19 protein-coding genes are annotated in these 23762 nt (G+C 45.4%); 15 read left to right on the forward strand and 4 right to left on the reverse strand.

Features of this window, described 5'->3' with window-relative positions:
* Positions 1-637: 637 nt before the first annotated feature.
* The 4 genes from JOC27_RS06640 (at position 638) to JOC27_RS06655 (ending at position 3513) form a co-directional block, all read left to right on the forward strand.
* The gene (locus JOC27_RS06640) at positions 638-2194 is read left to right on the forward strand and encodes an ABC-F family ATP-binding cassette domain-containing protein (protein ID WP_338062781.1); all 1557 of its coding nucleotides are present in this window, start codon (positions 638-640) and stop codon (positions 2192-2194) included.
* A gap of 20 nt (positions 2195-2214) precedes the next feature.
* Positions 2215-2517 carry an ArsR/SmtB family transcription factor gene (locus JOC27_RS06645; protein ID WP_205006262.1) on the forward strand — a complete coding sequence of 101 codons (303 nt, stop codon included), beginning with the start codon at positions 2215-2217 and terminating at the stop codon, positions 2515-2517.
* A gap of 90 nt (positions 2518-2607) precedes the next feature.
* A complete protein-coding gene (locus tag JOC27_RS06650) occupies positions 2608-2853 on the forward strand; it encodes a hypothetical protein (RefSeq protein WP_205006264.1) in 246 nt (81 codons plus the stop codon).
* Positions 2854-3048: 195 nt separating this feature from the next.
* Positions 3049-3513, forward strand: a complete 465-nt coding sequence (locus JOC27_RS06655; protein ID WP_205006266.1) for a transcriptional repressor — start codon at positions 3049-3051, stop codon at positions 3511-3513.
* Here JOC27_RS06655 and JOC27_RS06660 read toward each other — a convergent pair.
* Complete coding sequence (locus JOC27_RS06660; protein ID WP_205006268.1) at positions 3482-3931, reverse strand: hypothetical protein; 450 nt, start codon at positions 3929-3931, stop codon at positions 3482-3484. The two genes, JOC27_RS06655 and JOC27_RS06660, sit on opposite strands and share 32 nt — an antisense overlap.
* A gap of 2 nt (positions 3932-3933) precedes the next feature.
* Positions 3934-4701 (reverse strand): hypothetical protein, encoded by a 768-nt coding sequence (locus tag JOC27_RS06665; RefSeq protein ID WP_205006269.1) that lies wholly within the window; start codon positions 4699-4701, stop codon positions 3934-3936.
* Positions 4702-4894: 193 nt separating this feature from the next.
* Between JOC27_RS06665 and JOC27_RS06670 the strand changes: the two genes are divergently transcribed.
* The 4 genes from JOC27_RS06670 to JOC27_RS06685 all read left to right on the forward strand — a co-directional run bounded on the left by JOC27_RS06670 (position 4895) and on the right by JOC27_RS06685 (position 10088).
* A complete protein-coding gene (locus JOC27_RS06670; protein WP_205006271.1) occupies positions 4895-5812 on the forward strand; it encodes a S66 peptidase family protein in 918 nt (305 codons plus the stop codon).
* Between the two features lie 24 nt (positions 5813-5836).
* Positions 5837-6919 carry a mandelate racemase/muconate lactonizing enzyme family protein gene (locus JOC27_RS06675; RefSeq protein ID WP_205006273.1) on the forward strand — a complete coding sequence of 361 codons (1083 nt, stop codon included), beginning with the start codon at positions 5837-5839 and terminating at the stop codon, positions 6917-6919.
* Between the two features lie 20 nt (positions 6920-6939).
* The gene (locus tag JOC27_RS06680; protein ID WP_205006275.1) at positions 6940-7848 is read left to right on the forward strand and encodes a C40 family peptidase; all 909 of its coding nucleotides are present in this window, start codon (positions 6940-6942) and stop codon (positions 7846-7848) included.
* Positions 7849-8159: 311 nt separating this feature from the next.
* Entirely contained in the window at positions 8160-10088 is a 1929-nt protein-coding gene (locus tag JOC27_RS06685; RefSeq protein WP_205006277.1) for an NAD(+) synthase, read from the forward strand.
* Positions 10089-10475: 387 nt separating this feature from the next.
* Here JOC27_RS06685 and ald read toward each other — a convergent pair whose 3' ends face one another.
* A complete protein-coding gene (ald, locus tag JOC27_RS06690; protein WP_205006279.1) occupies positions 10476-11615 on the reverse strand; it encodes an alanine dehydrogenase in 1140 nt (379 codons plus the stop codon).
* 225 nt (positions 11616-11840) lie between these two features.
* Here ald and JOC27_RS06695 point away from each other — a divergent pair, with 225 nt between their 5' ends.
* Genes JOC27_RS06695 through JOC27_RS06705 form a run of 3 tightly spaced genes read left to right on the forward strand, consistent with a single transcriptional unit; the run spans position 11841 to position 17119 of the window.
* Complete coding sequence (locus tag JOC27_RS06695; RefSeq protein ID WP_205006282.1) at positions 11841-13499, forward strand: PucR family transcriptional regulator; 1659 nt, start codon at positions 11841-11843, stop codon at positions 13497-13499.
* 46 nt (positions 13500-13545) lie between these two features.
* Complete coding sequence (locus tag JOC27_RS06700; RefSeq protein WP_205006284.1) at positions 13546-15282, forward strand: ABC transporter ATP-binding protein; 1737 nt, start codon at positions 13546-13548, stop codon at positions 15280-15282.
* Positions 15275-17119 (forward strand): ABC transporter ATP-binding protein, encoded by a 1845-nt coding sequence (locus JOC27_RS06705; RefSeq protein WP_205006286.1) that lies wholly within the window; start codon positions 15275-15277, stop codon positions 17117-17119. The genes JOC27_RS06700 and JOC27_RS06705 overlap by 8 nt, the downstream gene beginning before the upstream one ends.
* Before the next feature lie 434 nt (positions 17120-17553).
* Here JOC27_RS06705 and JOC27_RS06710 read toward each other — a convergent pair whose 3' ends face one another.
* A complete protein-coding gene (locus tag JOC27_RS06710) occupies positions 17554-18264 on the reverse strand; it encodes a DUF1361 domain-containing protein (RefSeq protein WP_205006288.1) in 711 nt (236 codons plus the stop codon).
* Between the two features lie 421 nt (positions 18265-18685).
* Between JOC27_RS06710 and JOC27_RS06715 the strand changes: the two genes are divergently transcribed.
* Genes JOC27_RS06715 through menC form a run of 4 tightly spaced genes read left to right on the forward strand, consistent with a single transcriptional unit; the run spans position 18686 to position 23748 of the window.
* On the forward strand, positions 18686-20092 hold the full coding sequence (locus JOC27_RS06715; RefSeq protein ID WP_205006290.1) for an isochorismate synthase: 1407 nt from the start codon (positions 18686-18688) through the stop codon (positions 20090-20092).
* Positions 20089-21831: a 2-succinyl-5-enolpyruvyl-6-hydroxy-3-cyclohexene-1-carboxylic-acid synthase gene (gene menD, locus JOC27_RS06720; RefSeq protein ID WP_239529978.1), complete on the forward strand. Its 1743-nt coding sequence runs from the start codon at positions 20089-20091 to the stop codon at positions 21829-21831. The genes JOC27_RS06715 and menD overlap by 4 nt, the downstream gene beginning before the upstream one ends.
* Positions 21828-22652, forward strand: a complete 825-nt coding sequence (menH, locus tag JOC27_RS06725; protein ID WP_205006292.1) for a 2-succinyl-6-hydroxy-2,4-cyclohexadiene-1-carboxylate synthase — start codon at positions 21828-21830, stop codon at positions 22650-22652. Before menD ends, menH begins: the two co-directional genes overlap by 4 nt.
* Positions 22642-23748, forward strand: coding sequence for an o-succinylbenzoate synthase (menC, locus tag JOC27_RS06730; RefSeq protein ID WP_205006294.1), 1107 nt, complete (start codon positions 22642-22644; stop codon positions 23746-23748). Before menH ends, menC begins: the two co-directional genes overlap by 11 nt.
* The last annotated feature ends 14 nt before the right edge of the window (positions 23749-23762 follow it).

Below are 23762 nucleotides of genomic sequence, written 5' to 3' on the forward strand. Positions count from 1 at the left end.
GCTTGCTTGAAAATGATTTAATACCTAAGGTGTACAAATTAAGAACTAAGAAGTCCTTCCCTAGTAAAGGCTTCCGAGAAAACCTTGACACATACGGTGAAAAAGATCTAATTTGATTTTTGCTTATTTGTAGGCTACACTAGGTATCAAATATAAGAAGAGAAGTGGCGCATGAAACAATTCAGTAGTTGTTTGCAGTTTGAAAGGTTCTGAACAGGTATGATCAGCTTGGATTAACCGGTCCATCGATCCGAATCAATAGCTGCATGCAATTATTTGAGCGCTTCTGCTTCAACGGTTATTGCGCTTTATGTCAGGAGAATGTGCGGAAAAGAGACAGAGCTTCGGGCTCGGTTTTTTTTTGCACGTTAGAAGGCATCGATTCCAGAGGAATGAAGGATAAGACAGACTAAGACTCAGCCATCTTCTACAAGACTTGGCTTCGCTATTTTTTTAAAGAAAGCTATGTTTAAAATTAATGTTGTTTTTTGGCTAAAGGCAATGTGTGAAACGCCAGCGGGAAAAACGATCAGCCGAAGTGCATAGTCACAAAAAATACTTGGCGGAGACTCATATTTCTAACAATTCTTTGTGTTTGACAGCGCGGTGATTGTTGGCAATAAAAAGGGGAATAGACGTGTTACTTATTGAAGCAAAAGATTTGAATTTTTCTTATGGTGATAAGCTGATTTTCCGTCAGATGAATTTTCGCCTTGTTGAAGGGGAACATATCGCGCTTGTGGGACCAAATGGCGCAGGAAAATCAACTTTTTTAAAACTGATCACTGGCAAGTTGTTGCCCGATGAAGGAACGCTCGAAAAGCGCCAGGGTCTTAAAGCCGGTGTGATCGAACAACATCTTCATTTTGGCACGGATAAAACAATTTATGACGTACTGAAAGGTGCGTTTCAAAAATTATTTGACGCTGAAGAGAAAATGATCCGGCTTGCAGAAGCGATGCAGCGTGCCGATGCCGATCCGTCGCTCATTGATGAATACGGCAAACTGCAGGATTTATTAATGACACATGATTTCTATACAATCGATGCGCGAATCAGCGAGTTGGCTGACGGGCTGGGCTTGTCAGCGCTCGGCATGGATACAAAAACGGGGCAGATGAGCGGCGGTCAGTTGACAAAACTTAGCCTAGGAAAGTTATTACTTGCGCAGCCGGAGATGCTGCTACTGGACGAACCAACCAACTATCTGGATACGGCGCACATTGACTGGCTCGTCGGTTATTTGCAGCATTATCAACATGCTTATCTTGTCGTATCCCATGATATAGAATTTTTAAACCAAATTTCGCAAATTGTTTATCATCTGGAGAATCATCAGCTGGTGCGCTACGTTGGTAATTATCAGTCTTTTTTGAAACAGCATGAAACAAGGCAAGAACAGCAGGCTGTAGCATTTCGTCAGCAGCAGCGTGAAATTAAAAAACTTGAAACTTATATTCAGAAGAATAAAGTGCGAACGGCTACGGCCAAGCAGGCAAAAAGCCGTGAAAAGATGCTAAACAGAATTGAACGCATTGATCCACCGGCTTCTGCGCAAAAACCGCATTTTCATTTTCAGGTCAGCAGGCAGCCGGTCCGTATCCTTTTTTCAGCGGAAAACTTGGTCGTCGGTTATGATCAACCACTTTTACCGCCAATTGAACGACAAATCATTCGTGGTGAAAAACTGGCGCTTGTCGGTCATAATGGAATTGGCAAAACAACTTTTCTGCGTACCCTGCTGGGTGAACTGGCGCCGTTCTCGGGAGACATTGTTCGAGGTGACCGCGTTGAGCCTGGCTATTTTGCCCAATTGTCGGCACCTCCTGATTTATCAGCGCTCGAATGGATGATGGCTCAATTTCCGACCATTCCGGAACGGGTGTTACGCCAGCATTTGGCACAATGCGGCGTTTTTGCGGAACACATGCGCCAGCCAATGCGGACGCTGAGTGGCGGTGAAGAAACGAAAGTTCGGATTGGTCGCTTGATGCTGCTACCCAGCAATGTGCTGATCTTTGATGAACCGACCAATCATCTTGATGTCGAGGCGAAAGAAGCGCTCAGCAAGGCGTTGCATGATTATTCGGGCACGGTGATCGTAGTCAGTCACGAAGCGGATTTTTATCAAGACTGGGTTGATAAAGTCTGGGACATTGAGGCGTGGTCTGAAAAAGTACTTGAGGAAAGTTGACGTAGATCAGGAGGAAGAGAATGGCAGATTTAAATGAGGAGATTCTGGCTGCTGTCGCGCAGATCTTCAAAGCATTGTCCCATCCGACGCGAATACGCATTCTTTATCTATTATCGCAAGGCGACCGATCGGTTTCAGAAATTGCTGAGCGGCTTGAAATGCAACAATCCGCTGTGTCACACCAACTCAGCTTTTTAAAAAACATCAATTTGGTCAAAGGACGACGTGAGGGGAAAACGGTTTACTACGCGGAAGCAGATGAGCATGTCATGAATCTTTTGGGACAGGCGATTGACCACGCGCGTCACGGTCGTTCCGAATAAAATCAGCATTTTAACGTGTACACACGCCGCTGAACGGCTTGGCAATGGATCATAAAATAGAATGAATCCATTCAAGCGGGAGGGGATACCGTGTATCAACAGTCGATTCCGGAACAATGTGGTCGTTTGATCAATCAATACGTCGAGATACGCTGTGCCGATGGATCTGTACACAGAGGTCTATTGACACACATTGATGAACACCACGCCTATCTTCAGAGCAACACGACACCGTACAACAGCCCGGGATTATTTGCCTGGGGTTGGAGCGGATGGGGTTTTCCCATTGCATTTGCTGCAATTGTGGCCATACTAGCCATTGGTCTACTTTGGTAAGTCGATCCAACCCACTTTTTTGAGAATGTCCTCAAGCCAATCCTTTCGAGCTTGAGGCATTCTTTTTTTATAGATTTTTAGTTATCACGACTCGCTTTGATCCTGTTAACTGTTCATTTACTTGAAAAATTGTTATTCTGTATGTAAGATCAACGGAACGGAAAAACAGGAATAGCGAATAAAGAGGCGTTCAAGGTGAATAAAGACGAAGCACTGATTGTTCTTAAAGCAAAAGGGTATAAGCATACGGATAAGCGCGAAGACATTCTTGATCTGTTCGATAAAAAAGGCGGCTATCTCTCGGCAAAAGATATCCAGTTCGCACTCCGCGAAGCCTATCCTGGGATTAGTTTCGATACAATCTATCGTAATTTATCATTGTTTAGAGATTTATCAATTTTGGAGGAAACAGAATTAGACGGTGAAAAAATTTTCCAGTTTCATTGTTCCGAGCACCATCATCATCATTTAATCTGTCTGCGCTGTGGACGAACCAAAACTATTGAAGTCTGCCCGATGCAGGATCTTTCGCGGCTTGATCCGGAATTTCTTGTGACTGGTCATAAATTTGAAATTTATGGTTACTGTAAGTCGTGCCAGAAAGCACTGCGCGAAGCAGATGAGTCGATTAATGAAGCGGATGCACTTCACATTCTGTGAGGGTTAACCCTATGGATTGGTAGTCCCATAATAGGTGGCAGATTTCCTCAGTCTTTGATTTTGGACAATGCACAACAAGAATAATTTGCGGCTCAGTCTTCTTTTTTCTCTTTCCCAGTATTACATTAATAAGGTAACCCGATAGAAAGCCGCCGACTGATGTGGCTATTCCCCAGATGATTGGACCAAGATTGAGATTAAAGCCGATACTTGCACCGATGGCGCCTGCAGCCGTCGCTAGGATAAACCCTAAATCCATACGGCGTTGAACGTCATCAATGGAGCGTTTCGTTGAATGGGGCGGTTGATCAAGCGGAAAAACGCCAATGTAGTTTTTATTGATATCTTTTTGCATCAAAGCGGATAAAACAATTTCAATAGAGAGCGAATGTTCGAATAAAGCGAGTATTTGCATCATGGTTATTCCTCTTTTCTTATTGGCAGGTTGATGTAAAAATGAGCAGGCTGCCATTCATTCCATAGATATTGTTTCTGCTCCAATGTAAAAATATGATTCTGTTCAACTGTCGAAGCAAGAGCATCGTAAGAAGCCCCGAAAATCAGTGATGGGAAAAAGAGGAGCCATTCCCCATCAACAATGCGCGTTGCTCCGATGATATCCCCGCTGACAAGTCGTTCTACGGCTTCAAGATCTTTCGAAAAATAACTGATGACCAGGGTCCAGATTAGCAGCGCAATTGCGGGAATGGTTCGTTTCGTGTAAATTTGGCCTAAGCCAGGCATAAAAAGAGAATAAATTGCGGCGATGAGTGGATTCCGTTTATCCAAGAAACAGATATCGCAGTTTTTGATCACCATTGCTTGCACAGTCAATTTCTCATCTTTAGCCAAATCATTTAATTTATTCATGTCAATCGCCGAACGATAACTGTCCCAGATGCAAAAAAAATAAAAAGGGATATAGAGCAATATCCAACGTGTATCTATTACGTTTTTGGCAGATTCGAATTTTCCACAAAAGGTATAGACCATGGCAAGATTCAGTTTGGCATTGACGTTGATTAATATTTCAAAAAGAAAGAAAAGATTTCCCCGAAGATGCATATTCAGAAGCATATGTCCGAAGCCGGGAAAAGCTGCCGACCACCATGCGACAACAAAAGGATTTCGATCGTACAGCTGTGCTATTCCCAAACAAGAGTGATAAGCTTTTATTCGTCGAGGCATTGGTGCTCACTCCAATCACATTTGCGGAAAATTGGGTCATATAAAGGTGTTACTCATTTTGTTGGCGTTTCGTCCTTATTTTTAGATAAAAAGACGTCATTCATGCATAAAGTGATGAATCCAGCTTTTGCGCTTTTTCTGTTTTTGAAGGTTAGAGAAAAACGATCTTTATCCTAAAAGGAGGGAAGAACAGATGATCTTTCCGGAACATTTGAATGAAGGGGATACAATCGGCGTGATTAGTCCAGCGGGACCCGCAGATCCGGAAAAAACGACGCGCGCCGCAGATTGGTTGAAGAGTCTTGGCTTTCAAATACGATTAGGCCGTCACATTTTTGATCGGGCGGCCTATCTTGCAGGTACGGATGAGGCACGTCTTGAAGATGTCCATACGATGTTTGCCGATAACGAAGTCAAAGCTATTGTTTGCGCGCGCGGTGGATACGGCAGTGCCAGATTTGTTGATAAGATCGATTTTTCACTAATTGGCGCGCATCCGAAAATCTTCTGGGGATACAGTGACATCACCTATTTGCATACAGCCATCCGCCAAGAAACCGGACTGGTTACCTTTCACGGACCGATGCTTGCCTCGGATATGGCTGAAGACGATGTACCGATGCTCTCTAAACAATTGTTTTCGCAGCTCTTTCAGCCAATTTCATTGCGCTATGATGAATCGATCGGACCTTTGACGATTCTCTCCCCAGGTTCGGCAAGCGGATATCTGGTCGGCGGTAATCTTTCATTACTTGTTAGCAGTCTGGGCACTTCTTTTGAGATTGATACACGGCGAAAGCTACTTCTGATTGAGGATGTCGATGAAGCGCCGTACCGCGTGGACAGTATGCTTAATCAATTACGACTGGCTGGAAAATTGGCACAAGCCGCTGGTTTTGTGATCGGCAACTTTAAATATGATAAAGCGCTAGATGATGAGGCAGGCAATTTTGATCCGATTTTTGAACATTATCTAGGTAATCTTCATAAGCCGGTACTCAAAGGGCTGATGATTGGACATTGCCAACCGCATTTTGCAGTGCCCCTTGGAACTGAGGCACTACTCGACGCAGACAGAAAACAATTATGGATTCAGCCCGGTGTCTGTTGATAGATACGGGAGAGGATGAGTCAAATGAAGATAGTGGCAATAGAAACAAAAAGATTAATGACACCGCTGAAAAAAACATTTAAGACAGCTATACGTACCGTAACCGCCGCAGAAAGTGTGATTGTCCTTATTCATTGTGACGATGGAACGACAGGGTTCGGGGGAGCAGCAGCGACACCGGTAATCACAGGAGAATCGCTTTCGAGTATTGAGGAAGCTGTTCTGAATATTATTGGCCCACAACTTATCGGCGAAGATATCCGTCAAAAGGCACGTATCGCGCGTAAAATTGATGGGGTGGTTCGACATAATACGAGTGCCTGCGCCGCCGTCAATATGGCTATTTATGATTGCTTGGCGAAAAAAGCGAATCTACCGCTTTATCAGCTTCTTGGCGGTTATTCAAACCAATTGAAAACGGATCTCACCGTAAGCGTCAACGCACCGGAGGAAATGATCGCCGATGCCAAACAATATATTCGCGAAGGTTTTGACACGTTGAAAATCAAAGTGGGCGGCGGCAGTATTGCTGAGGATATTGAGCGGGTTTCTATTATTCGGCAAGCGGTGGGTGAATCGGTGAAGCTGCGACTGGACGCCAATCAATCATGGTCGGAAAAAGAAGCTATCGCTGCCATCCGCCAAATGGAGGCTGATGGCTTGGCCATCGAACTGGTTGAACAGCCGCTTCCTGCATGGGATTTTGAAGGTATGAAGCGGGTCACACAAAGCGTTTTGACTCCAATCATGGCTGACGAGAGTGTTTTTAGTGTCCAAGATGCAGCAAAACTTCTTGCTATCCATGGCTGCGATATCATCAATATTAAATTGATGAAAACGGGAGGGATCGACGAAGCACTGAAGATTAATGCGCTTGCTGAAAGCTTCGGTGTGAACTGTATGATCGGCTGTATGATCGAATCAAGTGTGTCGCTGAGTGCGGCGATTCATTTCGCAGCAGCGCTCCCCAATGTAACCCGCTGCGATTTGGATGCGGCCTTGATGTTTCGTTCTGATCCGGTGATCAGCGGCATACGCTACGAAAAAGATCAGATCTTGCTCTCTTCGGACCCGGGCCTTGGTATCCAAAAAGTGATCTTTGATTAATCAGGAAAGGGAGTCGTGTGATGCCGCCAAATCGGGCAGCTAGGGTTCGTGTACCTGTCGCTACTGTCTGGTCTTTACCGGAAAGTCCTCGAAAAGTTGATGCCCCGGCTATTACGGCGTTGCCAAATTATCGTGAATGGTTAGCCAAGATGACACGAGAAGAGACCATTGCGCTCTGCGCGGAGAAAAGAATTCAGACACAGGTTTTGTTCGGTGATCCTTTAAACATCGAAGCATTTGATCGAGAATGGGCAAAAGTTTCGATTCCCTCACAAAGCACAAGCAAGTCCCGTACCGGCTACAGCGGATGGATTCCGACAGTCCAGCTAGAAATCGACCTTGACGGCTCGAAGGAAAGCGAATCTGTGGTGATTTTCCAGCCCTTTGCCACCTTGACCTTGTCAAACAATGCAGTGATTGAATTGAGCTATGCAACGCTGCTGGAACTGGTTGCAGAATATTCGGATCACCTTACCGTGTCAACGCCTCTTGGCAGGGGAACCCTTCTCCATAATGATTGTCTCTTTCTCCAAAGGAAAACTCAACCGTCTGATGGTTTATCTATTGTCCAACAGGCCAATCGTTTTCTTGGCCTACCCTATTTGTGGGGCGGCATGAGTGCTTATGGATTCGATTGTTCCGGCTTTTGCTATACGATTTATCGCGCGAGCGGTTATTTGATCCCAAGAGATGCCTGCGATCAATTTACTAGCGGTAGCGTCGTAAGCCGTGAGGAAATGCTACCTGGCGACTTGCTTTTTTTTGCCTATGAAAATGGTAAGGGAAAGGTGCATCATGTCGGCATTTATGTGGGTCATCAGCAGATGATCCATTCACCAACACCTGGCAGTAGGATCCGCATCAATGCCTTGCCGGGAACCATTTATGAGCGAGAATTATGCGGCGTCAGGCGATATTGGAAAAGCTGATTGACGATGAAACCGCACTTTAGCAAATATTGACAAAGTCTGAACACCGATTTAGTATGAAAGTAATTTGACAGGAAGTCTCGGTTCGCCAAAGTCAGGTACCGATGACTGAAGCAGTCTCTCTGGAATCGGGGAGGCCTTTTTTGCGAACGATACATAATAATTACGAAGTTTCACCAACACGCATCGGTGGATTTTTATTTTTTTATATGGCTTAAGAATGGATAAGATTTCAAAGGAATGAAGGATAAAAATAATTATAAGAGTAATTAATGGTTTTCCAAGTTCTTCTAATTCGGAGGTTGAAAACAATGGCTCAGCAAAATTTTGTCCGCGTCGCTACGGCTTGTCCCAAGGTCCGTGTGGCTGACATCACGTATAATTTGCAACAAATCAAGGATTGTATCGATCAATCCATAAAGAAGGAGGCCAAACTCATCATCTTTCCGGAACTTTGTTTGACCGGATACACATGTGCTGATCTCTTTCTTCAAAAGAAGTTGCTTGATGAAGCAGAACGGGGTATGGAAGCATTATGCCACTATTCAAAAGGCAAAGATATTGTCATTGCGGCAGGTCTGCCCCTTCGGATTCGGGCCGAAGTTTATAATTGTGCCTGTATTGTATTTGACGGGCGCATTCTCGGCATTGTGCCGAAAATCTATATCCCCAATTATGAGGAATTTTACGAACACCGCTGGTTTACTTCTGGACGATCGATTATCGGGGAAACCCTTGATTTGCCGTTTCAATCGTCCGTCCCCTTTGGTATTGATCTGTTGTTTGAGACTTCCAGTTTTGTTCTGGGCATTGAAATCTGCGAAGATCTATGGAGTGTTGTGCCGCCGAGCAGCTATCTCAGTCTTGGCGGAGCGACGATTATCGGTAACCTGAGCGCGTCGAACGAAGTTGTCAGCAAATCAGACTACCGTCGGTCATTGGTCAAAATGCAAAGTGCGAAATGTATGGGTGCATATGTTTATGCTGGTGCGGGAACGGGAGAATCAACAACAGATGTTGTATTCGGCGGCGAACTGCTGATTGCCGAAAATGGCACAATGTTAGCGGATAACAAACGCTTCCAGCGTCAAAATGAAGTCATGACCGCCTTGATTGACAAAGACCGTCTGGATTATCAGCGGACCAAAAATATTAGTTTCCGTGACGGACGCTATGCATTGCCGTTTCAACCGCGAATCATCGCATTTGCGCTGCAGGATGAGAAATTCGGATTATTTGATCGACTGGTGGACAAGTACCCGTTTGTTCCTTCTAATCTTGCAGACCGGGCCAAACGTTGCGCGGAAATCTTCAATATCCAGACGGCCGCGTTAGCCAAGCGTCTGGAACATACGGGTTTAAAACGAGCTGTTGTTGGGATCTCCGGAGGATTGGATTCCACGCTGGCGCTTCTAGTCGTTGCAAAAACCTATGATTTGCTGAATTGGCCGCGTCAGGATATTATCACAATTACTCTGCCTGGTTTTGGGACGACCGATCGAACGTATCGTAACGCAGTTGAATTGTGCAAACGCCTTGGCACCGATTTCCGCGAAGTGAACATTGTTGCCGCTTGTCTGCAGCATTTCAAAGATATTGGCCATGATCCGGCGAACCATGATGTCACTTATGAAAATGTTCAGGCGCGTGAGCGAACGCAGATTCTTATGGATGTCGCCAATAAAGAGGGCGGTCTTGTAATCGGAACCGGTGATTTATCCGAACTCGCACTTGGCTGGAGCACGTATAACGGCGATCATATGTCGATGTACGCGGTCAATTGTTCTGTTCCGAAGACGCTTGTCCGCTATCTTGTCCGCTATGTTGCTGAAGGCGAAATGGAAAAAGAAACAGCAACGATCCTGCTTGATATTCTTGATACGCCTGTTTCGCCTGAACTTTTACCGAAAAGCGCAACTGGTGAGATCGTGCAGAAAACAGAGGATATTGTCGGTCCTTATGCCCTACATGACTTTTTTCTCTATTATTTTGTCCGCAGCTCTTTTACGCCGGATCGGATTCTTTTTCTAGCCAAGCAGGCATTTAAAGAAGAATATGACGAAACAACGATTAAAAAATGGCTTCAATTATTTCTCCGCCGTTTCTTTACGCAGCAATTTAAGCGTTCAGCGATTCCTGATGGGCCGAAAGTGGGAACGGTCAGCCTTTCGCCGCGTGGTGACTGGCGGATGCCATCGGACGCTAGCTTTCAATTGTGGCTGAGCGGTATCGATGACTAACAAACAAGCCGGTACCATATTTTTGCGTTCACCATTTCGGATAAAAAGAGTTTTGGGTTTCGAATAAGATGTAAAAATCGATTTGCTTCAATAAAACATAATTAAAATTATGTTAACTAAATAATTTGTTTGACTTGGAACAAACAAATCCCCTGTCGATTGGATAGGGGATTTGTTTTAAGATAACATAGTATAAATTTTGTGCAAAAAATGCAGCGTAGGTGCGAGACGCCTGCGGGAACAGGTTGCCGGCGAGACCCCGCAGATTCTAGTCTGTTCGAGGAGGCTCGCGGTGCGCCCGCGGCAAGCGAGCAACCGAAGCGCATTGTTACAAAAAGGACTTGGCAAAGCTAAGTTTATCTTAATTTATAGGCGAAGGAGAGACAGTTAGGCGTGAGCCGTTTCGGCAAGAAGTTCATGCGCATCTTTGAAAGCATAGCCATGAGCGTCGGCAACGGCTTTAAATGTCACATAACCATCCAAGGTATTCAGACCTTTGAGAAGCGCTTCGTCTTCGAGACAAGCATTGATATAACCTTTGGCTGCGATTTTTGCAGCGTAAGGAATTGTGACGTTGGTAAGTGCGAGTGTGGATGTTCTCGGAACAGCGCCAGGCATATTAGCTACAGCGTAATGGATGACCCCGTGTTTGATGTAGATCGGATCATCGTGTGTTGTGCTGTGGTCAGAAGTTTCAACGACACCGCCTTGGTCAATCGCGACATCGACGATGACCGAGTTCTTCGGCATTGTGGCAACCATGTCTTCAGTGACAAGTTTTGGTGCTTTAGCACCCGGAATGAGTACGCAGCCGACAACTAAATCAGCATCTTTAACTGTTTCGGCAAGGTTATATGGATTGGACATAACCGTGTTGACCGATGTGCCGAAAATATCATCGAGATCACGCAAACGATCTGCACTAATGTCAAGAATTGTGACATCGGCGCCGAGACCAACAGCAATCTTAGCCGCATTTGTGCCGACAATGCCGCCGCCGACAATGACAACTTTACCACGGGAAACACCAGGTACACCGCCGAGCAGGATGCCTTTACCCTCGCCATCACTGAATTTTTCAAGGTATTGTGCGCCAATTTGCACAGCCATGCGGCCCGCTACCTCGCTCATAGGCTGCAGTAGTGGAAGTACACGATCAGCGCGTTGGACCGTTTCATAGGCAATTGAGACGACTTTATTGTCAACCAAAGCTTTGGTCAATTCAGCGCCGACAGCCGGAGCTAAATGTAGGTAAGTGAAGAGAATCAATCCCTCATGGAAAAAGTGATATTCTTCCGGCTCTGGTTCTTTAACTTTGATAACCATATCTGCGGCCCAAGCTTCAGCAGCAGTAACGATTTGAGCACCTGCATCTGCATATTCCTGATCGGAGAAACCGGCGCCTGTGCCGGCATTGGTTTCGACAAGCACTTTGTTGCCGTCTTTCGCCAAATGATAGGTTCCAGCTGGGGTAATAGCGACGCGGCGTTCGTTGTTCTTCAATTCTTTCGGGATGCCAATAATCAATTTAATTCCTCCTATTAATGAAAAGTGTAAGAGATACAAAGCGCAGCTTTGCTCAAATCTTTGAAACATTGTGTTATTCTATAGTTAAATCATACGAATTTAATACAAGATTTGCATCTTACATTTTGTCTAATTATTTAACAGAAAAAGTGACATTTTCTATCTATGTTATAAAATGTAACGTGATATGTAATATCACATAACGGGCGAATGGAGGGAAGATGATTGGCTGACGAAATGTCTTTTTGCGTGAAAGATGTGCTGAAGCGGCCGCTTTTTGCGCGAGCTCAATTGATCGCCGGTCAAAACGGCTGTTTTCGAGAGGTACGCTGGGTTCATATTCTTGAAATTACGCATGCGGCGCCTTACGTCAGTGAAAACGATCTGATACTGACAACCGGGTTATGGTTGAAGCAATCACTACAGTCTGAAATGGAATTTATGCGTCAAATCATCGAACATAAGACGTCAGGACTCTGCATTGAATTTGGAACGACCATTGATGAGATACCTGAAGAAATGATCGCAATGTGTGATGCTTATGATTTTCCCCTGATTTTATTCCGCCAGCCGGTACGATTTGAAGAAATCACGCAGGATATTCACTCATTTATTATTAACCGTCATTTTGATTTGCTCAAGCGACTCGAAGCTTATTCGCAGAAGCAGCAGCAATTGATTCTGCAGACTTCGGATATTCTGCCAGTTCTACGTCTATTACATACATACACGGAGATGCACGTCGTCTATCATTCGACAGTTAGTGGCACGCTTTATTATCCGGAGGTTGGTCAGGATTTATCAGAGAAACTGACTAAAAAATTACAAGATCTGCTCATGGCAGGCGAGCAGGCCCAAGAGACGAGGCTTGCGTCAATTGGTGAGCGGGAATTTCTATTTGTTGAACCCGTGATTTGTTTTGGACAAATCTTTTCCTATATAGGCGTTATCACGCAGCAGCCGCATCCAACCGAATATATGACGTTGCTCCTCGATTACACAGCCAAAGCTGTAGCAACCATATTGCTGCGTACACAGTTCCTTGAGGAGAAAATAATGCGCAGTCAGAATCAGCTGATTCAAGACATCCTCAGTCAGCAAATCGATAGCGAAGATCAGGCGCAAATGCGGATGGGATTGCCCTCTCCTGGTCAGCACAACTATAATTTTCTCAGTGGTATTATCGAATTTGAGCATAATGTTCTGGCTACTGGGCCGGAACGGATGGAAACAGTCAATCAAGATATTTCTGTGCTGCTTCGTTCCTTGCTGAAGAAATTTCAAATGCATCATTTATTGATGATGAAAAATAATCAATTTTATCTGCTCTGCGCTAAAGAAAAACGCGCGGAGTCCGCGGAAGAAGCGCTTCGCAAGCATATGCATGCGTTGATTGACGGTCTGCAACGGTTCGTTGATCAAAGCTTTGACGGGCTGGTTTATCATGTTGGGTTCGGGAAAATAAGGAACAGTCTGGTCGAATCATGGTTAAGCTTTAAAGAGGCTTATCAAGTGATTGAAGTCGCGCAGGCTATGCCTGATACAAAAAAACTATATTTTTACGATGATATCGGCATTTATCAATTATTGAAAGCTGTCCCGCAGGATTTTTTGGATCATTTTATCGCCGATCATTTGGGCGGTCTGATTGATTACGATGAAAAGCATCATCTGGATTTAGCACATACGCTTGCTGTTTTTTTTCGCTGTCGCGGCTCAAAAGGCGATACAGCCAAACAGCTCTATATTCATCGGCAGACCCTCTATAATCGTCTAGATAAAATCAGCCTCATTCTCGGAGATGATTTTACGTCGCCACAGCGCCGCTATTGTCTTGAGATGGCTTTGCTTAGCCATCAATTGCGTCAATCCGCAAAGAAGTAGGAAATGTTTAATCGTATTGGAATACAACGCGGAAAAGAGGGATTTGATGCATTTTTTACAACCCTATTGGCGGAAATACCGTCGCTTATTTTTTCTCGCGCTTCTTTTCCTGGCATTAGAAGCGATGGCGGATTTAGCCCAACCGGCGTTGATGGCGCAAATTATTGATCGCGGGGTCAAAGAGAGAAGCGTATCGCTCCTGATACACTATGGACTGTGGATGCTACTAATTACACTCGGTGGTGCGCTGTCTGCCTGTATGCGAAATATTTTGTCGGTCCACGTCTCGCAAAACTTTGCGAAAGACTTACGTGAGGATCTTTATCGCAGCATTCATCATTTTCCAATTGCGACAATTGATCATTTCGGCAGGGCAACGTTGATGACCCGTCTGACCAACGATGTGACCCGTGTACAGACCTTTGCGAATGGGACGATGCGGGTGATGATGAAAGCACCGTTAATCGGCATTGGTAGCCTAATAATGGCTGTGCGTCTGAATCCCAGGCTTTCGCTTATTCTGCTTGCGATCATCCCTGTGATTGCTTGCTGGATTCTCTTAAACGTGAAACTTAGCGCCCCCTTTTACATGAAGGTTCAGCAAGCGCTTGATCAATTAAATTTAAGGCTTCAAGACTATTTGCGAGGCGTCCGCGTTGTTAAAATATTTAATCGTTCCCGGGAAGAGGTGAAACGTTTCGCGGTCGATAGCCAAAATTTAGGCCAACTGTCTGTTTCAGCGGCTAGGGTTGGGAATTTCTTTGGGCCACTTGTCACACTGTCTGTGAATGCAGGGATTCTCGCGATTCTCTGGTTCGGAGCAATCGGTGTAGATGATGGTACAATGCAAGTGGGTACAGTTATCGCTTTTACAAACTATCTGATGCAGATTCTGTTTGCGATCATGATCGTCAATAACGCCTTTAATTTGTTTGTTCGCGCCAAAGCCTCTACTGAACGGATTAATGCGATTATGCGCTGCAGTCAGCCAAAAAAGTTGATTCACAAACCGTTCGCTGCGATGGAAGATGAGGGAACGCTTGAGTTCCAAGATGTGTTTTTCCATTATCCTGAAACGGTTAATAATTGGCAATTACAGGACATTTCATTTCGTGTTGAATCCGGTCAAATGATCGGTATCAGTGGTTCAGTTGCTTCGGGTAAAACGACGTTAACCCGGCTAATTCTACGTTTCTATGACGTTGACTCAGGTTCTATTCTGTTTGATGGACGCCGGATTGATTCTTTCTCAGTGGACATTTTGCGTCAGCGAATCGCAATTGTGCCTCAAGCACCTCGGCTTTTTTCCGGCACGATAAGGGAAAACATTTGTTGGGGGAAGCCCGGCGCGAGCGATGCGGAAGTTAAGCGCGCAGCAGAACTCGCCGAAGCGGATCCATTTATTAGAAGAACGCCGTTAGGCTATCAATCTCAGATTGGTCAAGGCGGCATTAATTTATCCGGGGGTCAAAAACAGCGTCTTTCGCTAGCTAGAGCTTTGATTAGAAATCCAGAGCTACTGATTCTGGACGAAGCAACCAGTGCAGTTGACGCATTGACGGACAAAAAAATTCGACGGAATCTCAAATCCATGGGGAAAAAAGTTACAATTTTGATGATTACGCAACGCGTGGCTGCATTGCGTGAGGCGGATCAAATAATTATCTTAGATGAGGGGAAAATTGAAGCAGTTGGAACACATCATCAATTAATTTGCAGCTCTCCCTACTATAAAACCATTTGCGAGGCACAGTCGCCAGTAGGAGGTGAATGCCATGGCTGAGCGCAAGAATCCGCTTACAGCGTTGGCACGCCGCCAGCAGCCCGTCAGACGCGGCGGACCGCGTGGCGCAGCCCGCTTTGCCCCTACAGAGAAACCAAAGAAACTGCGCGTTACTTTAAAACGTCTTTTGACGCTTTTCCGGCCAATAAAGGGTTCCCTGCTTTTCGTGTTTTTTCTAATAATCGTAGATTGTGCGGTTACACTATTAATTCCCTATTTGATTGGTCTTGGTATTAATCAAATCAGTACAGAAGTTCATCACGTCCGCTTTAGGTTGTTGATCGAAATTTTGCTTGTTCTTGCTGCCTTTTATCTATTGGATGCTTTGCTTACTTTCATGCAAGGGTGGGTGATGGCTGCTGCTGGACAGAAAATAGTGATACGCCTAAGAAAGGATCTTTTCAACAAATTACAGAAGTTGCCACTGCGTTTTTTTGACAGTCAGCCACACGGCGATACCATGAGCCGGTTGACCAATGATATCGAAAATATAGATGTGACACTGGCACAGTCAACCGTTCAGTTAATGAACGATTGTTTGATGATTGGTGGAACACTCGTTTTAATGTTGGAATTTAATCCCATTCTGACGGCTGCAAGTCTGATTACGGCGCCAATGGTTTTTCTTCTGACACGTCTGATTGCTCCACGCACCTCTCGTTTCTTTAGCCAACAGCAAAAGCAGCTTGGCGAGTTAAACAGCCGGATAGAGGAGTCGATTGCAGGGATTGATCTCGTAAAAGCATTCAACCATGAAGATGAAGAAATACAACGATTCGTAGAGACAAATGCCCGGCTGACTGATGTCGGCGCCAAAGCTCAAGTTTGGTCGGGTTACTTAATGCCGCTAATGAATGTGATTAATAATCTTGGATTTGCCGCTGTTGCGACGGTTGGCGGCTATCTCGCGCTGCGCCATCAGATAACGGTTGGCATGATTGCAAGTTTTTTAACCTATTCGCGCCAATTCACGCGGCCACTTAACGATGTCGCCAGCATCTTTAACACATTATTGTCGGCCATTGCTGGAGCTGAGCGGGTTTTTGAAATTCTCGATCAGCAGGAAGAAGTGCCTGACGCGAATCGTGCGATTCCAATTCAAAATTACAGGGGCCATCTGAGCTTTAATTCAGTCAGCTTCGGTTATCAAGCTGATCGGATGATCCTTAAAAAGGTTAGTTTTAATATTTTACCGGGGCAGCAGATTGCATTGGTCGGTCCGACAGGTGCAGGAAAAACGACAATTATTAATCTTTTGACACGATTCTATGAAGTGAATGAGGGACAGATTCTGCTTGATGGTTCACCTATTTCCAACTTTAAGCGGACTGAGTATCGCAACCTATTCGGTATGGTATTGCAGGAGCCCTATCTATTCAGAGGGACGTTTTTGGAAAATATTTGTTACGGAAATTCGGAAGCATCACGATCCGATGCTATTCGTGCGGCGAAAGCTGCAGGATGTGATGCATTTATTGAAAAGCTGCCTGCGGGTTATGACACAACACTCATTGAAAATGGGCAGGAACTGAGCGAGGGGCAAAAGCAATTACTGACGATTGCTCGGGCGCTCTTGAAAGATCCGCGTATTCTGATAATGGATGAGGCGACCAGCCATGTCGATTCACTGACAGAAATTGCTGTCCAGAATGCCTTACATCGTTTATTGAAAGGGCGAACCAGCGTTATTATCGCTCATCGATTAGCAACGATTCGATCGGCAGACTGTATCCTTGTTTTGGAAAACGGCCAAATTGCTGAACGGGGGACACATGAAGAATTGATGCGTCGGAATGGTCTTTATTCAGCGATGTATCGGAATCAATTTAAAGATTAAACGGTTGGTGCTGAAACGTGTTTTAAGAGAAACTTGATGCTTAAGCCGCATGCAAATTCTCATGTAAAAAGACCCCGGTTTCACTAAGGCTTTTACAAAGAAAGCTATATTTTATTTAATGTGGTTTTTCGAATCAAGTTCAGGGGCGTTTTTATTCGTGCGTCGGAACATGGCCATTATCATCGCGCAACTCCAGGAATTTGTGTCCATTGTACCTATGCTTTATTTGAGAAAGAGAGAAAATCAAGAACGATTTTTAAAATATGGTTGGGTCGGAAAATGCGTTGTGCGAGAAGCCTGTGGAAATAGCTTGCAAGACGGGTCGTGCAGATTTTAGCATGTCTGAGGAAGCTCGCGGATCGCCTGTGACAAGCGAGCGAGCGGCGTGCATGTGTAACAAAAGGACTTGGCTTCATAGCGTTTTTCTGAAAAAATTATTTATGGAAATGAAGACCCGTTCGCTTATTGAACGATTGATTACTAAGGAGCAAAGCAAACAGGCCGTATACCATAAAAATAAAAAAGGCAAAAAGCAGCGAAAATTCAACTGTGAAGCGATTAATACTCATCGATAGTTTATGAAGTAGGCTAAGCGGTTTGAGGATGTCCCACGAGTTAAGACGCAGGAAACGTCCAACATATACCGAGTAACCGCTGATCAGACAGAACATGACATTTGTCATCAGTGCCGTTGTCCGACCCCATGTCTGCAAAATCTGTTGTTCGATTAAGGCAAAAGAAAGCATTCCAGTACCGATTCCGGCGATCACAGCAATACCAATCTGGATAAGACTCATCCAAGCAAGCAGCGCGGTTGAATAGGAGACAGGTGAGTAAACGCTCGGTATAGCATAGATAAAAGTAATCCCTTGAAGATGAATAAAATCAGTTATTAAATAGGGAGAATTAGGAAAAAAGCAGAGCCAGAGAAGCCCGAAGATTCTTGCCATCATTACTTGTTTCTTCTCGCTGCTTCTGCAATACAAGTAGGCAAAAAGAAGCGGCAGCACAGCCAGAAAAAGGTTCCAAATCATCATTACGTGGACGAACTGTTGTGTAAGTGCGTATACCCCAAAACTAAACACGAAATAGACACCGCATGAAAAAAAGAAAATTTGTTGGAATTCATTGGATTGTTTAAACACCGTGACTTAGCTCCCCAATCTTTTGCCATCCGCTTGCTGTGAGAAAAAAGAGTGATCAGGTTTTGAGACGCGTTCTTTGGGTAGATACGCGTGGCGACTTGAACAAACGGATTATCTTGACAACGCCAAATGGTTTGATATTCTGCTCACTAGTATAAGTTAGTTTGTTGTTTCCGTCTAACTTTTTTCAAATGCTGTAGCTGCCGAAAAAAGCGAAGGCATGAGCTTCTCTCGTCTGAGTTTGTCAGCGAACTTTTAAAAGAACTTTATGAATATCGCATCAAACATACGCTTCGACATGTTGGTTACAATTTCTTACGGAATACTTTAAAAAGCAACATAAATTGACAGAATACAGAATAAAGCTTTATCTTAAAAAAGACGCAAACGAACGATAATATTTAGTAGAATCAATTTGGTGATGAATGTGATAAATGTTTGTAAAACAGTTAAATTAGATGGATTAACAGAGGCAGCAAAACAAGCTAAAGCTGTTCATGCGCCTGTTTTATTTAGTTTTGCAGAAATAATGGAAACAGAAGACCCATTTTCTTTTTTTGCGAAGGGCAGTTCGCTTTCTAGTGGAAAAAGGTTTATTTTCGGCAACGAAGAGATGATGATTGCCGGTTTGGGCGCGGCCTGCACTTTTTCGGCAACCGGCAACCAGCGGTTTGATCGCGTGAAACGGGATTGGCAGCAGGCAGCGGAACGGCTCGTTTTGCGTGCGCAACCAGGTGCTGAGACGGGAAAACCGATGCTCGTTGGTGGTTTTTCTTTTGATCCAGAAGCCGCACATTCGTCGCTTTGGGCCCCTTTCGCTGACGCACTTTTTTATTTACCGGCATGGTTTTTGCGCGTGCAGAATCAGCAGGTCATTCTAACCCATTCGATGATTTGTCGACCGGGGGTGCCGTTGGAACAATTGGTTGCTCAATTTTCTCGGGAAGAGGAACGTTTTCGGTTGGCAAAACCTATTTCCTCATTTGAAACCGAGAAGCGGTCATCAATTTTTCCGTTGCAAGACCGTGAGTCCTGGCGGGAACTTGTGACCAAGGCGATCGTGCAGATGCATCATTCTGATTTAAGAAAAATTGTTCTGGCACGGACGCTGCAGGCAGACTTGGTCGAAAAGCCCGATCTGGCATTACTGCTTAAACGATTAGCCGACCGTCAAAAAGGTAGCTATCTATTTTGTTTGGAAACTCCTGAAGGGGCATTCCTTGGTGCGACTCCTGAGCGATTGATAAAAAAACAAGGGGCCACAATTGAAACGGCTTGTGTAGCTGGATCAGCGCCGCGCGGCGACACGAAGGAGGCAGACATGAGATTGGCGGCTGCGCTTCTTGCGGATCCGAAAAACTGCAAGGAGCATCATTATGTGGTCACGATGATTACCAGTGAATTGCGGAAATTCGCACAAACGGTTGACTGGCCGGATCAACCACAAATTTTAAAAAATAAAAATATACAGCACCTATATACACCGGTTCATGCTGTCGCCGATCCTTCCGTATCGATTTTTGATTTGCTACAGACGCTTCATCCAACACCTGCACTTGGCGGTTTGCCGCAAGCGGATGCGTTGAATTGGCTTCGTACAAATGAAGCGATCGACAGAGGCTTTTATGGTGCGCCCATTGGCTGGTGCGATTGTGATGGAAACGGTGAATTTGTCGTCGGCATCCGATCGGCTCTTTTTGCTGGTTGTCGCGCCGTTTTATATGCTGGCTGTGGGGTTATTGAAGGATCGAATCCGGATAGTGAATTTACGGAAACAGCTTTAAAGTTTCGTCCGATTTTGGACGTTTTGCCGGGAGAGAATGAATGATGAATCATCAGCAGCAAATCACGCGCTATTTAAATGCCTGGATCGACGCAATGGTACTTTGCGACGTTCATGAAGTGGTGATTAGTCCGGGCTCACGTTCGACACCTCTTGCGCTCCTCTTTCAGGAACGCGAAGAAATCACAACATATATTGATGTTGATGAACGTTCTGCTGGTTTTCTTGCACTTGGACTCGCTAAAGCCCAGCGGAAACCCGTTGCGCTGCTCTGCACTTCGGGAACAGCGGCAGCTAATTATTATCCAGCTATTGTTGAGGCCAAGCTGTCCCGCGTGCCGCTCGTTGTACTCACAGCAGATCGACCGTACGAATTACAAAATGTCGGCGCCGCACAGACGATTGGCCAGGAAAATTTGTATGGAATCCATGTCAAAGGTTTTTATCAGCTACAAATTCCTGAAAGCAGTCTCGATTTGATTCAATATAATCAGATGATCGCCGCACGAGCGATTGAGCTAGCCTGCGATAAACCGCAGGGACCGGTGCACCTCAATTTTCCATTTCGGGAGCCGCTTTTGCCTGACCTCACGGCTGAACCCCAGGGAACGCAATCACTTGTGCCATTGATTCACAGCGGCGTTCGGACACTTTCGGAAAAGGAAATGACCGTCTCTGCTGCTTCACTTAATCATGCAAAACGCGGGGTGATCGTTTGCGGACCCTCCGATTCCATAGATTATTTGAAAGCCGTCGTCTCTTTATCGGCGACCACGGGCTTCCCGATACTGGCAGATCCACTATCGCAATTGCGTTGCGGCGATTGGTCGCACAATCTGATTATTGAAAGCTATGATACGTTTCTTCGAAATGAGACGGCTGTTTCACTGCTGGAAGCAGATTTTATTCTTCGTTTTGGCGCAATGCCTGTCTCTAAATCGTTGATGCAGTGGCTGAACAGACAGAAGGCAGAATATTGGGTTGTAGACAGTGGCGGCGGATGGCGCGATCCAACGGGGCGAGCGACGCAAATGTTTTATTGTGATGAGCGGATTTTTTGTGAGCAGTTGTGTGAAAAATTGGATCAAAAACAATCGGGTTTTTGGCAAATACTCTGGCAGAAACTGAATCGTTTGACACAAAGCGTTTTGCAGGATGTCACGGAATCAGAAGCGTTAACTGAAGAAACAGCATATATAGATTGTCTGCATTTGTTCCCCGAACGATCAGTTGTCTTCGCAGGTAACAGTATGCCGATACGGATGCTGGATACTTTTTTAGCCGGCGGTCAAAAACAATTAACGATTCAAGCAAATCGCGGAGCAAATGGTATTGATGGTGTCGTTTCGACCGCGGTAGGCGTTAGCCTAGTCAATCCAGGAACTTATTTAATGATTGGCGATCTCAGCTTTTTCCATGATATGAACGGACTGCTCGCCGCACGGCAGCTGAAGGCTGATCTGACCATCATTTTGATTAATAATGATGGCGGCGGTATTTTTTCCTTCCTGCCTCAGGCAGCTGAAGCGAAACACTTTGAGACTCTGTTTGGCACACCCCATGGTCTACAATTTGCCCACAGTGCAGCGCTTTACGGCGCTTTTTACCGGAAGGCTGCGACGCGCAATGAACTCGAAGAGGCGATGGAAGAGGCTACGGATCATCACGGATTGTCCCTAATTGAAATTCCAACGCAGCGTTCGGAAAACGTGGTAGCACGGCGCGTGATTGCAGATCGTCTCGAACAATTGATTGGCACGGTTTTGGCGGGTGAATCGCGTTGATAGTGACAGTTAATGGCGTAGCTTACCATGTTTGCAGCGATGGCGCGGGCAGTCCGATCGTTCTCTTGCACGGTTTTACTGGCAGTGTTTGCAGCTGGACACCTCTGCTTGCGGATTTCGTGCCTACTCACCAAGTGATTCGGATAGATTTGCTCGGTCATGGTCAGACGGATTGTCCGGAAACGGCAAAACGCTATTCAATGGAGCATCAAGTAGCGGATTTAGTCGCCATTCTTGATGCGCTCCATGTCAAAAAAACCGATTTGCTCGGTTATTCAATGGGTGGACGGACCGCGCTCAGCCTTGCTTGCCTGCATCCGGAACGGATTCGGACGCTTGTTCTTGAAAGTGCTTCACCAGGGCTAGAAAGTGAAGAGGAGCGAGAAGCCCGTCGCGCGCATGATCAGAAGCTGGCTCAGTTCATCAGTGATAAAGGGGTGGAAGCCTTTGCTCGTTTTTGGGAGACGATACCTCTTTTTGCTTCGCAAAAGAATTTACCGGAATTCGTTTGCGAACGACTTCGGCACGAACGGCTGATGAATCATGCCGAGGGTCTTGCTGGCAGTCTGCGAGGTATGGGGACAGGTGCTCAACCCTCTTGGTGGAAAGCCCTCCCTGAATTAGATCTACCTGTTTTATTAATCACCGGCAGCAAAGACGAAAAGTTCTGCAGCCTTGCGCGGCGAATGCGTCAGATTCTCAAAAATGCCGAATGGTCCGTTGTTAAGGGAAGCGGACATAATGTCCACCTTGAAAACCACTCGCGCTTTGCAGAGATTGTCCTTCAATTTTTGAAAGGACGGGTAGCGCATGAGGATTGATTCGATCACGGTACGTCTGATTGCGGCACCGCTAAAAGCATCGTTTGCCACGCATTTACAGACCGTAACGGAACGTGAAGCGATTATTCTCGAGGTGCGCGACTCAGACGGTCGATGTGGCTATGGTGAAGCCGATCCATTTTCGAGTCCCTGGTACTCGCCAGAAACCATCGATTCATGTCTCAATATCTTGACGAATGATTTAATTCCATTGCTGTCCCAACACACAATCGCTCAATTAGAAGAACTCGATAGGGCTTTTGATCCAGTGCGCGGGAATCACATGGCAAAATCCGGGCTAATTCAAGCAGTTTGGGATTTAATTGCCAAGCAGCAAAAGAAATCGATCCAAAATTTAGTGGGTGGCGACAAAAAAAGCATTTTAGCCGGTGCGGTTATCGCTGCAACTGATCCGGAACAGGCGATCGAACAAATCGCCGCTTACTCTGAAGCCGGCTACAAACGCTATAAAATAAAAATATCAAAAGAAAACGATCATCAGCTACTCACAGCTATCCGACAAAAATATCCGGAATTGCCGTTGATGGCAGATGCCAATTCTGCCTATTCACTCGCCGACATTCCGCATCTGAAGACACTCGATGATTACGGATTGCTAATGATTGAACAGCCGCTGGCATGGAATGATCTGGCCGACCACGCTTGTCTTCAGAAACAAATGCAAACGCCGATTTGTTTAGACGAAAGCATATGCAGTGCTGCCGATATGAAAGCTGCATTGCGGCTGGGCAGTTGCCGGGTCGCTGCGATCAAAATGGCACGGCTTGGCGGTTGGAACGAAACCCTCCGCGCGGTACAACTTTGCGCCGCAGCGTCGCTGCCTCTCTGGTGTGGAGGCATGATTGAATTTGGCATCGCTAAAGCACATAATTTGGCACTTGCTTCCCGAGCGGAGTTCGTACTTCCTGGTGACTTATTCGCTTCCTCACGCTACTGGGAGGAGGACATCATCGAACCGGAAATTCAAGTGGTTAATGGTTCGATTGATCTGCCAGAAAAAATCGGAATTGGATTTGCTGTGAATCAAAAACAGCTCGATAAACTGACAAAACAAAAATGGTTATTCAGACATTGAGCGTGTTTACTTGC

Origin of the sequence: Sporolactobacillus spathodeae, assembly GCF_016908935.1 — a bacterium.
Lineage (GTDB): Bacteria > Bacillota > Bacilli > Bacillales > Sporolactobacillaceae > Sporolactobacillus > Sporolactobacillus spathodeae.